Source organism: Alloalcanivorax profundimaris (assembly GCF_015265435.1).
GTDB classification, from domain to species: domain Bacteria; phylum Pseudomonadota; class Gammaproteobacteria; order Pseudomonadales; family Alcanivoracaceae; genus Alloalcanivorax; species Alloalcanivorax profundimaris.
Window position 1 is genome coordinate 53,659 of sequence record NZ_JABJWH010000010.1, and the last position, 13,741, is coordinate 67,399.

Annotated in this window: 12 protein-coding genes; 3 read left to right on the forward strand and 9 right to left on the reverse strand. The window is 69.1% G+C overall.

Going from position 1 to position 13,741, the window contains the following annotated elements; translation table 11 throughout:
- Nucleotides 1-10: 10 nt before the first annotated feature.
- From HMJ39_RS06475 to HMJ39_RS06485, 3 genes are read right to left on the reverse strand one after another with little or no spacing between them, the layout of a single operon-like run.
- A complete protein-coding gene (locus HMJ39_RS06475; RefSeq protein ID WP_321206069.1) occupies nucleotides 11-1,594 on the reverse strand; it encodes an FGGY-family carbohydrate kinase in 1,584 nt (527 codons plus the stop codon).
- Nucleotides 1,591-3,108, reverse strand: coding sequence for a glycerol-3-phosphate dehydrogenase/oxidase (locus HMJ39_RS06480; protein WP_161385134.1), 1,518 nt, complete (start codon nucleotides 3,106-3,108; stop codon nucleotides 1,591-1,593). Before HMJ39_RS06480 ends, HMJ39_RS06475 begins: the two co-directional genes overlap by 4 nt.
- Nucleotides 3,109-3,112: 4 nt before the next feature.
- A complete protein-coding gene (locus HMJ39_RS06485) occupies nucleotides 3,113-4,708 on the reverse strand; it encodes an FAD-binding oxidoreductase (RefSeq protein WP_161385133.1) in 1,596 nt (531 codons plus the stop codon).
- Nucleotides 4,709-4,958: 250 nt separating this feature from the next.
- On the opposite strand from HMJ39_RS06485, the gene HMJ39_RS06490 reads away from it, so the two are divergent.
- Nucleotides 4,959-5,624 carry an OmpA family protein gene (locus tag HMJ39_RS06490; protein WP_161385132.1) on the forward strand — a complete coding sequence of 222 codons (666 nt, stop codon included), beginning with the start codon at nucleotides 4,959-4,961 and terminating at the stop codon, nucleotides 5,622-5,624.
- A 43-nt stretch (nucleotides 5,625-5,667) separates the two neighbouring features.
- Here HMJ39_RS06490 and HMJ39_RS06495 read toward each other — a convergent pair whose 3' ends face one another.
- The 3 genes from HMJ39_RS06495 to HMJ39_RS06505 form a co-directional block, all read right to left on the reverse strand.
- On the reverse strand, nucleotides 5,668-6,900 hold the full coding sequence (locus tag HMJ39_RS06495) for an MFS transporter (protein WP_323370855.1): 1,233 nt from the start codon (nucleotides 6,898-6,900) through the stop codon (nucleotides 5,668-5,670).
- Between the two features lie 74 nt (nucleotides 6,901-6,974).
- Nucleotides 6,975-7,427 (reverse strand): PaaI family thioesterase, encoded by a 453-nt coding sequence (locus HMJ39_RS06500; protein WP_161385130.1) that lies wholly within the window; start codon nucleotides 7,425-7,427, stop codon nucleotides 6,975-6,977.
- On the reverse strand, nucleotides 7,427-7,897 hold the full coding sequence (locus HMJ39_RS06505) for a PaaI family thioesterase (protein WP_256245616.1): 471 nt from the start codon (nucleotides 7,895-7,897) through the stop codon (nucleotides 7,427-7,429). Before HMJ39_RS06505 ends, HMJ39_RS06500 begins: the two co-directional genes overlap by 1 nt.
- A gap of 77 nt (nucleotides 7,898-7,974) precedes the next feature.
- Here HMJ39_RS06505 and HMJ39_RS06510 point away from each other — a divergent pair, with 77 nt between their 5' ends.
- On the forward strand, nucleotides 7,975-9,099 hold the full coding sequence (locus HMJ39_RS06510; protein WP_161385129.1) for an alpha/beta fold hydrolase: 1,125 nt from the start codon (nucleotides 7,975-7,977) through the stop codon (nucleotides 9,097-9,099).
- Here HMJ39_RS06510 and HMJ39_RS06515 read toward each other — a convergent pair whose 3' ends face one another.
- Nucleotides 9,100-9,798, reverse strand: a complete 699-nt coding sequence (locus tag HMJ39_RS06515) for a hypothetical protein (RefSeq protein ID WP_194296691.1) — start codon at nucleotides 9,796-9,798, stop codon at nucleotides 9,100-9,102.
- Nucleotides 9,799-9,894: 96 nt separating this feature from the next.
- A complete protein-coding gene (locus HMJ39_RS06520; RefSeq protein WP_194296692.1) occupies nucleotides 9,895-10,680 on the reverse strand; it encodes a ParA family protein in 786 nt (261 codons plus the stop codon).
- A gap of 312 nt (nucleotides 10,681-10,992) precedes the next feature.
- On the opposite strand from HMJ39_RS06520, the gene HMJ39_RS06525 reads away from it, so the two are divergent.
- Nucleotides 10,993-12,339: a cytochrome P450 gene (locus HMJ39_RS06525; RefSeq protein ID WP_194296693.1), complete on the forward strand. Its 1,347-nt coding sequence runs from the start codon at nucleotides 10,993-10,995 to the stop codon at nucleotides 12,337-12,339.
- Between the two features lie 9 nt (nucleotides 12,340-12,348).
- On the opposite strand, the gene gorA is transcribed toward HMJ39_RS06525, so the two are convergent.
- Entirely contained in the window at nucleotides 12,349-13,716 is a 1,368-nt protein-coding gene (gene gorA / locus HMJ39_RS06530; RefSeq protein ID WP_194296694.1) for a glutathione-disulfide reductase, read from the reverse strand.
- Nucleotides 13,717-13,741 lie beyond the last annotated feature (25 nt).

Consider the following 13,741-nt stretch of genomic DNA (forward strand, 5'->3'; position numbering starts at 1 on the left):
CACCGGGGTTTCAATACTGGCCCGGGTAGCCGGTGGCGTGACGGATCGACCGGTACAGGGGCGCCAGGCGCGGGTACAGGCGCCGGTAAACGCGCCGGTAGAGCCGGTCATACAGGGCGCGCGGCGCCGGTCGGGGCAGGAAGGTCTCCCCTTTGCGGGTCATCGCCGCCACGGCGGCGCCGTGGTCGGCGAACAGGCCGGCGCCCACCGCCGCGTTGATGGCGGCCCCCAGGCCGGAGGTTTCGAAGGTGTGCGGGCGCACCGCCGGCAGGCCGAACACGTCGGCGGTGATCTGCATCACCGCGTCGCTTTGCGAGCCGCCGCCGGACACACGCAGCTCGCGCACCGGCGCGCGGTTGCGTTTCTCCAGGCGCTCCTTGCCGTCACGCAGGGCGTAGGCGATGCCCTCGATGATCGCCCGGTACAGGTGGGCGCGGGTGTGCACGTCGCCGAAACCGATGATGGCGCCCTTGGCCTCCGGGCCGGGAATGCGCACCCCCGGGTTCCAGAACGGCTGCAGGGTGAGGCCCATGGCGCCCGGCGGCGAGTCGTCCAGCAGGCGCTCGAACAGCCGTTCCGGCGCCACGCCCAGGCGTTCCGCTTCGCGCACTTCCTCGGCGGCGAACTCGCGCTTGAACCAGTTCACCATCCAGTAGCCGCGCTGTACGATGATCTCGGAGTTGTAGCGCCCCGGGGCGGCCGCCCCGTAGGCCGGCACGAAGCGGATCGGTTCCACGAAGCGCGCGTTGCAGGTGTTGAAGGTGGCGGTGGTGCCGTAGCTCAGGTTGCCCACGTCCGGGGTGAAGGCGCCGGCGCCGAGCACCTCGCAGGCCTTGTCGGCGCCGCAGGCGATCAGCGGCAGGCCCTCCGGAATGCCGGTGTTGGCGGCGGCCGTGGCGGTGATGGCCCCCAGCGGGCGCCCCGGGGGCACCAGCTCCGGCAGCTGCTCGCGGCGCACCCGCAGGGCCCGCCACTTCATATCCGCCGGGCCGGCCCAGTCCTGGCGCTTGAAGTCATAGGGCAGATAGCCCACCTGGCTGGCGGTGCAGTCCCGGCGTTCACCGCACAGCTTCCAGGACAAATAGCCGGACAGCAGCAGGAAATAGCGGGTGCCGGCCCAGAGGTCCGGCTCGTCGGCGGCCAGCCAGTTGCACTCCGCCTTGGACTGGAACTGGCGCAGGGTCTCGCCCTGCCCCAACGCCGCCACCGGCCAGCGCCAGTACCAAGGCAGGCGCGGGTAGTCCCGGGTGCGGCGCTGATCCAGCCAGATGATGGCCGGGCGCAGCGGCCGCATGGCCTGGTCCAGGCACACCACGGAGGCACGCTGGGTGGTCAGCGCCACCGCCGCCACGCGCTCGCGCAGGTCGCCGTGCGCCGCCCACAGGCCCTGGCAGGCCCGCGCCAGTTGCTCCCAGAAGTAATCCGCGTCCTGCTCCGCCTGCCCCGGCCCGGTGTCCCGGTAGGCCTGGATCGGCTGCTGATGGCGGGCCACCAGCTCGCCGGCGGTGTCGAACAGCATCGCCCGGGCGCTTTGCGTGCCCTGGTCCAGCGCCAGCAGCAGCGGCGCCGCCGGCCGGGTGGCGGCAGCGCTCACGCCGCCGCCCGCTCGGCCGGCGGCACGCCGTAGAAACGGGCGCGCAGATCCTGGTAGCGGGCCCACTCCTGGCGCCAGCGGGCCTCGTCCCAGCCCAGCAGTTCACCGGTCAGGGCGCGCAGCCGCTCCGCCAGGCCCTCGCCGCCGTCCCGGCGCAGCAGGCCGAGCCGGGTGCGGCGCAGCAGCAGATCGTCCAGGTGCACCACCGCTTCGTTTTCCAGCACCCAGCGCAGCAGGGCATCGTCGTCCTGAACCGCGTGCAGGAAGCGGTCCACCTGGGACGGCGCCTCCGGCAACGGCCGGAACAGGGGCGCGTTGCTGCGCCGGGCGCGGCGCGCGGTCCGTGCGTCCAGCAAACCGGCGGCAGCCAAAGCGTCCAGGGCGATCAGCCGGAAGGTGGTGAGCTTGCCGCCGCTTACCGTCACCAGGCCGTCGTGCTCCCAGACGGCGTGGTCGCGGCGTTCCTTGGACGGGTCCTTGCCGTCGCCGGAGGCGATCACCGGGCGCACCCCGGCCATGGTGGAAAGCACGTCGTCCCGGGTCAGGCCGGCGCCGGGGAACTGGCCATTGATCAGCTCCAGCAGATAGTCCACCTCGGCGCCGCTGGCGCTGGCCTCCAGGTCGAGATCGTCGCCGTGGTCCAGGTCCGTGGTGCCCACGCAGGTCACGCCCTCCCAGGGGAACACGAACACCGGCCGGCCATCCCGGGGGTGCATCACGGTGAGGCAGTCGTCCACCGGCAGCCGCGCCGGGTCCACGAACAGGTGACTGCCGCGCAGGGGGCGGATGCGCGGCGTTTCCGCGCCGCCTTCGCCGGAGCGGTTGGCGCCAAGCCGGTTGGCCCAGGCGCCGGTGGCATTGATCACCACCGGGGCACTGAGCTCGCCGGTTTCGCCGGCCACCTCGTCGCGCACCGTGACCCGGGTGACGCCGTCCTCCCGGCGGGTGCCGGTGACGCGGGCGTAGTTGAGGCTCCGGCCCCCCACCCGGGCCGCTTCCAGCAGGCAGCGGATCACCAGGCGGCAATCGTCGGTGAGCGCGTCGGTGTAGCTCATGGCGCCGCTCAGGCCGGTGTCGTCCAGGCCCGGCACCCGGCGCAGCAGTTCCTTTCTGGACAGAAAGCGGTGGTCGCGGATGCCGGCCAGGAAGTCATACAGGGACAGCACCGCGGTCATCGGCCAGCGGCCCGGGAAGCGGCCCTTGCGCAGCGGAAACAGATAGGTGGCGCGCTCCACCAGGCCGGGCAGATCGCGCAGCAAGCGCTCCCGCTCGCGCAGCGCGTCCCGGGTCAGGCGCACGTCGCCCTGGGCGATGTAACGCAGGCCGCCGTGCACCATCTTCGAGGAGCGGCTGGACGTGCCCCAGGCGAAATCACGCTGCTCCAGCAGCAGCGCCTTGCGGCCCTGGCGGGCGGCCTCCAGCAGCACGCCGGCGCCGGTGATGCCGCCGCCGACCACGATCAGATCCCACTGTTGTCCGGCCAGGTCGGCCAGGCTCGGGCGCGATGCCAGCATGTTGTCAGTCCTCCAGGAGGCAGCCCGGATTGAGCCGCCCTTGCGGGTCGAAATGGGTGACCAGGTCGCGCAGGGCCACCAGGCCCCGCTCGCCCTTCTCGTGCACCAGCCAGGGCGCGTGGTCGCGGCCCACGCCGTGCTGGTGACTGATGGTACCGCCGTTGGCCACGATGGCGTCGCTGGCGGCCCGTTTCATCGCCCACCACCGTTGCCGGGTGCCTTCGTAATCCGAGGAGCAGCGGAACACATAGGTGGTGTAGATACTGGAACCCTGCGCATACAAATGCGACAGGTGCGTGAAAACATGGGCGGTTTCGCCGTCGCCGGCGTGGTCGCGGATGGCCTGCTCGATGGCGGCCACCGTTTGCGGTACCCGTCCCCAGTCCACGCAGGTCTCCAGGGTATCCACGGCGTAGCCCCGTTCCCAGAGCCCGTGGCGCAGATAGGGGGAGCGAAAGCGCGCCTCCTCCCATTTACGGCCCAGGGCCCGCCCGGTGGTGACACCGCCGGCGGCGCGGATCGCCCGGCGCGCCTCGCCCAGGGCATGCCGGCAATGAGCCTTGTCGCCGGTGATGCCGAAGGTGAGCATGCATTTGCGCCCCCGGGGCTGGCCGCGCAGGGCCAGGTAGCGCTCCAGGGCCGCCACCAGGCGCTCGTGGCCGGCCAGGGTGAGCTGGGTGCGGGTTTCCTCGGCGTTGGACACGCGCACCATGGACAGCGGCACCCGCGCCTGTACCAGGCGGCGAGCCAGCAGCACGGCGCTGTCCCAGTCCGGCAGGAAGGCGACGTGGAACTGCTCCTCCTCCGGCAGCGGGCTGACCCGTACCTTCACCTCGGTGATCACCCCCAGGCGCCCTTCCGAGCCCATCACCATCTCGCGCAGATCGGGGCCGGCGGAGGACGCCGGAATGGTGGGCAACGTCAGGGTGCCGGTGGGGGTTTCCACCCGGCCGCCGGCGAACAGTTGCTCGATGCGCCCGTAACGCAGGGACTGCTGGCCGCTGGAGCGGCTCGCCACCCAGCCGCCCAGGGTGGACAACTCCCAGGACTGCGGATAGTGCCCCAGCCGGTAGCCCCGCTCGGCGAGCTGGCGCTCCACCGACGGGCCCGGGGTGCCGGCGCCGAAGGTGGCCACCTGGCTGGCCTGGTCCAGGTCGGTGAGCCGGTCCAGCCGCGCCAGGCTGAGGGTGAGCACCGGCCGGTCGCCGGCGCGGGGATTGATGTGCCCGGCCACCGAGGTGCCGCCCCCGTAGGGGATCAGCAGCACGTCCTGGTCGCGGCACCAGTCCAGCAGTTCGCGGACCTGCTCGCCGCTTTCCGGGAAGGCGACGCCGTCCGGAAACACGCCGAAGTCCCCGGAACGCATCGCCAGCCAGTCCGCCAGGCTCTGGCCCCGGGCATGGCGCACGCGGGTCTCGGGGGCCGTGTCCACCAGCGGGTGGTGCGCCAGCCGGCTGGCCGGCACCGACGCCAGCACCTGGTCCAGGTCCGCGTCGGCGAGGCGCTGGCCGGCGCCCAACCGGGCTTCCAGAAAGGCCGCCCCGGCCGGTTTCAAGGGATAGTCGTTGGCGCTGTCGCCCCAGCCGTTCCAGCGTCGCATGCGTTGGGTTCTCCTGCGGTGGCCGCGATAAAACCCCGATGATAGTGCCGGGGCCCCGGCCTTTCACTGGCCCTGGCGGACAAAAATGGACTTTTAAGGACAAGCCGGCCCGTTCCCCGCCCCGTAGGCGCGGCGCCGGTCTCATTCCCGGGCTACGCGACTTTACCGATTTTTACCGGCTGGCTATGGTTTCGCCTCCCCGGTGGGCTAAGGTGAAGCCACCGGAAAACAAAGGATTTAAGGAGCGACAATGAAACGTCTTGCCGGAAGCCTCATGCTGGCGGGGGCCGTGACCCTGGCCGGTTGCAGCACGATCAATCCGTACACGGGTGAGAAACAGACTTCCAAGGCCACCTCCGGCGCCGCCATCGGCGCGGTGAGCGGCGCCCTGCTGGGCATCGCCACCTCCGACAACGCCAAAGAGCGTAAGGAACGGGCGCTGGCCGGGGCCGGCATCGGCGCCATCGCCGGCGGCGGCGTGGGCTACTACATGGACACCCAGGAAGCGAAGCTGCGTCAGAAGCTGGAAGGCACCGGTGTGTCCGTGACCCGCCAGGGTGACCGCATCATCCTCAATATGCCGGGCAACGTGACCTTCGCCACCGACAGCACCAATGTGCAGAGCAACTTCCGGCCGGTGCTGGATTCCGTCTCCGAGGTGCTCAAGGAGTACAAATCCACCATGATCCAGGTGGCCGGCCACACCGACAGCACCGGTGGCGAGCGCTACAACATGCTCCTGTCCCAGCAACGCGCCCAGGCGGTGGCCCAGGTTCTGCAGGGCTACGGCGTGCAGGCCGTGCGCATCGACACCGTGGGCTTCGGTGAAACCCAGCCGGTGGCCGATAACGGCACCGCCAGCGGTCGCCAGCAGAACCGCCGCGTGGAACTGACCCTGATCCCCTACGAGAAGTAAGCAACGTTCGGAGCCGCCCCGCCCGGGGCGGCTTCAGTGCCTTTCAGCCCCCTTCCACTTCCTGTTTCTTGGCGCGCAGCCGCCAGACCAGAACCCCCAGCGGCACCATCAGCGCCACCACCAGCATGTACGGAAAGCGGTGATCCACCGAGTAGAGCCCGGTGCCCACCAGCGGCCCGAGCACGAAGCCCAGGGACGGACAGGCGCTGGCCAGCCCCGCCACCCTGCCCTGCTCCTCGCTGGACACGCGCAGACTGGCAAGCGCCATGATCGCCGGCATGCCGAAGCCGATCCCCAGCCCCACCAGCATCACCGCCGCGGTCATCCCGACCCGGTTGTCGAACCCCCACAACAGGCCGGCGCCCACGCCGATGGCGGGCACCGCCACCGCCAGCAGGACCAGCGCCGGGGCGCGCAGCCACTGCACCACCAATAGCTGACCGAGCAGGGAGGTCACCGCCGCCGCCATCATGGTGGTGCCCAGGGCGCCGGCGGCCTCCGCCGGGCTCATGTTCAGAGCGTCCTGGAACAGAAAGCCCAGGGTCTGCTGGATCAGCGCCAGGCACATGAACAGCACCACGCCGGTCACCAGCAGGTCCCGGAAGCGGCGGTCGCCGTAGGCGCGCAGGCCGGTGGCCAGCACCGCGCGCACGCGCTGGTCGGCGGGCTGGCCCCGGTACGGCGAGGGCGGCAGGAAAAACATCACCGCCAGGGCCATCAGCCCCACCAGCGCCCCCACCAGATACAGCGGCAGCACCAGGGACACCGCGGCCAGCATGCCACCCACGCCGGGGCCCAGCACGGTGCCCAGATTGTTGGCGGCGCCAATGCGGGCCATGCCCCGGGTACGGGCCTCCGGGGTGGTGATGTCGGCGGTGTAGGCCGCCGCCGAGGGCGGCGTGGCGGCCATGATCAGCGCCTGGGCCATGCGCGCCACCACCAGCAGGGTGAGCAGCGCGCTGCCGGCCAGCAAGCCGGTGAGGCCGAGGTGGAAGATCACGCCGAAGATCAGCGTGCCCACGGCGTAGCCGCTCAGGCCGATGATCAGCACCGGGCGGCGCCCACGCAGTTCGCTCAGATAGCCCCAGATCGGGCTGGCCAGGGCGAACGCCAGGGACGAGCAGCTGATGATCAGGCCCACCTGGATTTCCGCCAGGCCGGCGGCGCGGCCCAGGGAGGGCAGCAGAATAAACACCAGGGTCTGGCCGAGGGCGGTGACGCCCACCGCGCCCAGCAGCAGGGCCTGGGTGAGCGTGGGGGTCAACGGGCGCGGCACGGCGGTCTCCTGAGGGGCCTTCCCGGCCCTGAAATCAATGACTTAATGATTAAAGTTAAACTGCTTTCCCGAACTCAGTTGTTCTCTTCGGAGAGCAGAAAGTGGGCCCGCGCGATGGTGATCGGCTCTTCCCGGCGCTTCTGCCAGGCGCTGATGTGCACATTGGCGATGCGCCGGCCCAGCCGGGTGATGCGGCATTCCGCGTAGGTGTCCCGGAACAGGCCGGCGCGCAGGTAGTCGATGGTGAAATCGATGGTCTTGGGCACCTTGGGCTCGCCCATCTCCAGCAGGATGAAGATGATCGCCGCCTGCTCCATGAAGCCGGCCACGGCGCCGCCATGCAGAGCGGGCAGCGTGGGGTTGCCGATGTTCTCCGGGTTCTTGGGCAGGATGAAGGTGAGTTCCTCCCCCTGGACCCGCAGTTCGATGCCCAGGAAGCGGGCGTAGGGCACCCGGTCGACGAGATCCTGGTAATCCGCCTGGCCCTGGCGGCAGGCTTCGATCAGCGCTTTGAGACTCTCCGTCATCAGGACACCACCCGGCCGTTCTTGTCGATTTTCATGCGCGTATAGGTGGCCAGCCCGGTGGCCACCGGTTCGCCGTCCTCCTTGCCCTCCTCCCAGGTGGTCAGCCGCACGAAGGTGACGTGGTCGGTGAGCCGGTAGCAGGAAGCGTGGCAGACCACCGCCTTGCCCGGGGTGGGCGCGTGCAGGTGATCGACGCGGAAGTCGATGGTCGGCGTGATCTCGAAGTTGGGGTACAGGCGGCAGCTGTTGGCCATGCCGCCGGCCTGATCCATCATCGCGAAGATGGCGCCGCCGTGCAGCACCCCGGTGTCCGGGTTACCGACCAGGTCCTCGCGCCAGGGCAAACGCACGCGCACGCCCTCTTCCTCGGCGCTGAGCACCTCCATGCCCAGGTTGCGCGAATGCTTCACCGTTTCCAGGGAACGGTTGCACACGTCCATTCGGGTGTAGGGAATCTTGGAATCCGTCACGGCGGCCAATGCTCGGTTACTGCGGGCCCGGCAAGATTACCCCCTCGTTTCCACAGGTTCAATTGGCGAGAGGTTGCATGGCGCCACGCCCTTCCCTGAAACACTCCGCCCGCGCGCTCCGCCACGCCGTCGAGCGGCGCCGGCATCCGCGGCGGTTCATCCAGACCGACAAGACCCCCTGGGAGGAGATCCATCGCGACGGCATCATGGCCGTGCGTCACTACAGCCTGCCGCCCATGGCCGCCATCACCGTGGGCGAGGAAACCGTGCCGGTGCGCCGCGACAAACACCGGCTGCCGCTGATCCTGGTGCCGGCGCTGGGCATTCATTGCTGGACCTTCGACCTGATGCCCAACCGCTCCATGGTCCGCTACCTGATGGCGCGCGGCCACGACGTCTACCTGATCGACTGGGGCCAGCCGTCCCAGGCGGACCGGGAGCTGGGCCTGGACACCTACGTGAACCGCTGGCTGCCCGAGGCGGTGGCGGCGGTGCTCGCCGACAGTGGCGCCGAGCGGGTCAACCTGCTCGGCTACTGCATGGGCGGCCTGCTCAACCTGCTCTATCTGGGCGGCCACCCGGACGCCCCGGTGAACAGCCTGGCGACCATCGCCAGCCCGGTGAACTTTCACAAGAGCGGGCCGTTCGGCAAGGTGTTCAGCCTGGCGGCGATCCCCGCCATGCAGATCCACGACTGGTTCCAGTTCCGCCTGGAGCCCCTGGACAGCAAGCTGTTCCACATTCCCGCCAACCTGCTCTCCTGGGGCTTCAAGCTTACCAATCCGCCGGGGCTGGTGCAGTCCTACATGGATCTGGTGCGCAACATTGGCGACCGCGACTACGTCACCGAATACATGACCATGGGCCAGTGGTTCAACGACATGGTGGACTATCCGGGCGCCGTGGTGCGCGAGGTGATCGAGAAGATGATCCTGGCCAACAGCCTGGCCAGTGGCCGGCTCACCATCGGCGAGCGGCGCGTGGACTTCGGCCGCGTCACCCAGGATCTGCTCGCTTTCGGCGGTGCCAGCGACCGCATCGTCAGCGTGCGCGCCGCCAAGGAGGTGCTCAAGGTGGTGGGCAGCCGGGACAAACGTTTCGAGGTGGCCCCCGGCGGCCATGCCGGGGTGTTCGCCGGCGGCAAGGCGCCGGCGCACTGCTGGCGGGTGATCGCCGACTGGCTGGCGGACCGGGCGGACTGATCAGTCCGCCGGCGCCATCGCCTGGTCCAGGTTCTCGGTCATGCGGCCGGTGTAGCGGTACACCAGGAAGGGCACCGCGTCGTTGCCGAACTTGGTCAGGGAGCCACGCACGAATTCCCACTTCAAGCGGGACTGCTCCAGGGCTTCCTTGAGCGGGCCGTGGTCGCCGTGGGCGGCTTGAGCCCGTTTCAGCCGCTGCCCGAATTCGCCCAGCTCGGCACGGAAGGCGTCCTGATCGGCGTCCCCGCCGCCGACGATGGCGGTGTAGGTGGCGGTGAGCCGCTGCAGGCCGGTGATCAGCCGCTGAACATCGTCGTAGTCGCCGCTCTCGCCGCCCTCGAACGTTTCGATGCGCTCGGACACCGCCGCCGGTACCCGGTCGAAGCGGGCCGGGTCGCCCTCGCCAGCGGCATCCAGCTCTTGCCAACGGGCCTGGAGATCGGCCACCAGGGCCTGCTCTTGCTCGGATTCGGCGTTGCCCGCCAGGGTTTCCAGGCCGGCGGCCGCCGCCGACGCGGTTTCGTCCAGGGAGGCGCCGTAGCGCTGATCGCCGTCCATCAGATCGATCATGTGGTGGTCGGCGCTGATCCGCCACAGCTGGCGTTCGAAGGTTTCGAGCTGGGCGCGCGCCAGTGCCGCCTGGCCCAGGGCCGGCAGCAGCAGGATGGCGAGCAGGGCTCCCCGCAGCAGGGTGCGCATAGAATCTCCTAACCGCTAGTGGTCATGGTCCGCCGGCGGCGGACGAGCCCGCGCAAGATAGTACAACGCAACCGCATTTACCAATTCAACGGGCGGTCAGTGCCCGGTGGTCAGTTCCTGGTAGAGGGCCTCGTATTCCTCGGTGAGCTTGTGGCGGGGGTTCCAGTTCACCAGCGGCGTCGCCCGCTCGTGGGATTCGCGCATGGCGACACTGGCGGACAGGCGGCTGGCCAGCATCGGCAGCCCCTCCTCCTCCAGGGACGCCACCAGCTCCTGGGGCAGCCGGGCGCGGGGCTGGAACTGGTTGACCACGATGCCTTCCAGGGTCAGGTCCTCGTTGTGGTCCTCGCGCACCTCCTGGATGTTTTCCAGCAGGGTGTAGAGCGCCTTGCGGGAAAAGGCGTCGCAGTCGAAGGGAATCAGCACCCGCTCGGCGGCGATCAACGCCGACAGGGTGTAGAAGTTGAACGCCGGCGGGGTGTCCACGTAGATGTCGTCGAACTCCCGGGCCAGGCTCTTGAGCAGGCCGCGCAGCTTGTAGATCTTGTGCTTGGATTCCAGCAGGTGCTCGATCTCGCCCAACTCGCCGTCGGAGGGCAGCACGTGCAGGTTCTGGAAGCGGGTGGCGTGCACATAGTCCCGGGGCGCCTTTTCCTTGAGCTTGAACGACAGGGTCTGGCCGAAGAAGGTGCCGATGTTGGGAGTGGGGCCGCTTTCGTGCTGGTAGGCGGCCATGCCGAGCAGGTACTGGCTGGCGTTGCACTGCGGGTCCAGATCCACCACCAGGGTCTTGCGCCCCCGGGCCGCGCCGATCGCCGCCAGGTTCACGGTGATGCTGGATTTGCCCACGCCGCCTTTCTGATTGAACACCACTCTGCGCATCTCTACTCCTCCGCGCGCCGTCGTCGAAAACCGTTGGCCAGATCATACACACCGGCCCCCGGCGCTCCCAGGCCCGCGCGCCGCCGCTCGCCGTCCCGTGGATAGTCCACAGAAACTGTGGATAACACCGTGAACAACCGGTTGAAGAGCGGCGGCGGCGCCATGATCACGGCGCGCGGCACGGATTGATCGTTCCGTGGCCAGGGGCCGGGTAAATGCGCGGCGGAAAGTCATCTACCCCCTCTTGCCGGCCGGCGTGCTACCGGTTCAGTATCCGATAAACACCATGTTTACCGCCTTAAGGAGAAGCCCATGTCCGCCACGCCTCTTGCCCAGGTGCCCGACGGCAGCGCGCTGAAACCGATTCCGGGTGACCGCGGCTGGCCGCTGATCGGCAACACCCTGAGCAGCATGCGCGATCCCATCGGCATGCTGCGCCACCGCTACGACACCTACGGGCCGGTGTCCTGGACCTCCCTGTTCGGGCTGCGCATGGTTCAACTGCTGGGGCCGGACGCCAACCAGTTCGTGCTGCTCAACCGGGACAGCCTGTTTTCCAATCACGGCGGTTGGGATTTCTTCATCGGCCCGTTCTTCCATCGCGGCATCATGCTGCTGGATTTCGAGGAGCACCGCTGGCACCGACGCATCATGCAGCAGGCGTTCACCCGGCCGGCCCTGGAGGGCTACCTGGCGCGCATGAGTCCGCGCATCGGCGAGGGCCTGGCGCGCTGGCCGGACGGTCCCATCCAGGTGCTGCCCCGTCTCAAGCAGCTGACCCTGGATCTGGCCACCGACGTGTTCATGGGCAGCGAACTGGGGCCCCGGGCACAACGCATCAACCGCGCCTTCGTGGACACGGTGCGCGCCGGCACCGCCCTGCTCCGCTTCCCGGTGCCGGGGCTGCGCTGGTCCCGGGGCCTCAAGGGCCGGCGGGTGCTGGAAGAGCTGTTCCGCGAGGAGATCCCGGCCAAGCGGGCCCGCCAGGACAACGACCTGTTCAGCGCCCTGTGCCACGCCACCACCGAGGACGGCGAGCGCTTCTCCGACGACGACGTGGTCAACCACATGATCTTCCTGATGATGGCCGCCCACGACACCACCACCATCACGCTCACCAACCTGTTTTATCAGTTGGCGCGGAACCCGGACTGGCAGGAACGGCTGCGCGCGGAAAGCCGGGCACTGGGCAAGGACGGGCTGGACTACGGCGACCTGGAGGCGCTGCCGGGCATTTCCCTGGCCATGAAGGAGGCCCTGCGCCTGTGCGCGCCGGTGCCGTCGCTGCCCCGTCGCACGATGCGCGACGCGGAGTACCAGGGCTATTACATTCCCGAGGGCACCTTCATCACGGTGGCGCCCTACTTCACCCATTACATGGAGGAGTACTGGCCGGACCCGGAGCGTTTCGATCCGGAGCGTTTCGCGGAGGACCGCCGCGAGGACAAGGTGCATCCCTACGCCTGGGTGCCGTTCGGCGGCGGCGCGCACAAGTGCATCGGGCTGCATTTCGCGGAGATGCAGGTCAAGGCGATTCTGCACCGGGTGCTGTTGCGCTGGCGCTGGTCGGTGCCCGCCGGCTACGAAATGCCGGTGGACACCACCAGTTTGCCGGTGCCCAAGGACGGGCTGCCGGTGACCCTGGAGCGCTCACTGTAGGAACCGCCATCAAAGAGTGACGGTTTCGCCCTGCCGCAGGGTCACGAACTCCTCCGCCGAGGTGGGATGGATGCCGATGGTGCGGTCGAAATCCGCCTTGGTGGCGCCCATGCGGATCGCCACCGCGAACCCCTGGGTGATCTCGGCGGCTTCTTCGCCGGCCATGTGCAGCCCCACCACCCGGTCGCTGGCGTCGTCCACGATCAGCTTGATCAGGGTTTTCTCCTGAATGTCTCCCAGGGTGTAGCGCATCGGGCGGAAGCTACCCCGGTACACGCGCACGGTGCCGAACCGCTCCAGGGCTTCTTCCTCGGTGAAGCCCACGGTGCCGATGTTGGGGTGGCAGAACACCGCCGTGGGCACGTCCCGGTAATCCAGCGGCCCCTGGGGTTTGTCCTCGGCGAACCAATGGGCGGCCAGCCAGGTGCCCTCGGCCAGGGCCACCGGGGTGAGCTGCAGCCGGTCGATCACGTCGCCCAGGGCGTAGACGCCGTCCAGGGACGTCTGCAGCCCCTCGTCCACGCGCACCGCGCCGTTGTCGGCGATGTCCAGCTCCACGCCCTCGGCGAGCAGATCGTCCAGGCGCGGCACCCGGCCGGTGGCGTAGAACACCTGGTCGACCACCAGCTCGCCGCCGTCGACCAGGTGCAGGGCCTGGCGGCCATCCCGTTCCTCGATGGCCGCCACGTCGGTGTTGAAGTGCAGCTTCACGCCGTTGGCGCCCATCCGCTCGGCGACGAAGGTGCGCACGTCGTGGTCGAAACCACGCAGGAACAACTCCCGGCGGTACAGCTGGTGCACGGTGACGCCCAGTCCGTTGAGGATGGAGGCGAACTCACTGGCGATGTAGCCGCCGCCCACCACCGCCACGGTGTCCGGCAAACGCTCCAGATAGAACAGGTCATCGGAGATGCGCACCCGGTCGTTGCCGGGGAAGTCCGGCACGAAGGGCTTGCCGCCGGTGGCGATGAGGATGCGTTCCGCGTTGAGCTGGATGTCGCCGTCCACGCTCACCCGGCCGGCGCCCTCGATGCGGCCGTGGCCCTCGAAGACGGTGACGCCGGCGTTGTCCAGCAGGCGCCGGTAGATGCCGTTGAGGCGTTCGATTTCCCGGGTCTTGTTGTCGCGCAGGGTGGCCCAGTCGAAGGACCAGCCGTCCACGGTATAGCCATAGTCGGCGGCGAGGCGGAATTCATCCGGGAAACCGGCGCCGTAGGCGAACAGTTTCTTGGGCACGCAGCCCACGTTCACGCAGGTGCCACCAAAAAAGCGTTCCTCGATGATCGCCACCCGGGCGCCGTGGCCGGCGGCCATGCGGGCGGCGCGCACGCCCCCGGAACCGGCGCCGATCACCACCAGGTCGAAGTCGTTAGCCAACGGTCTCTCCTCGTTGTTGGTCGTT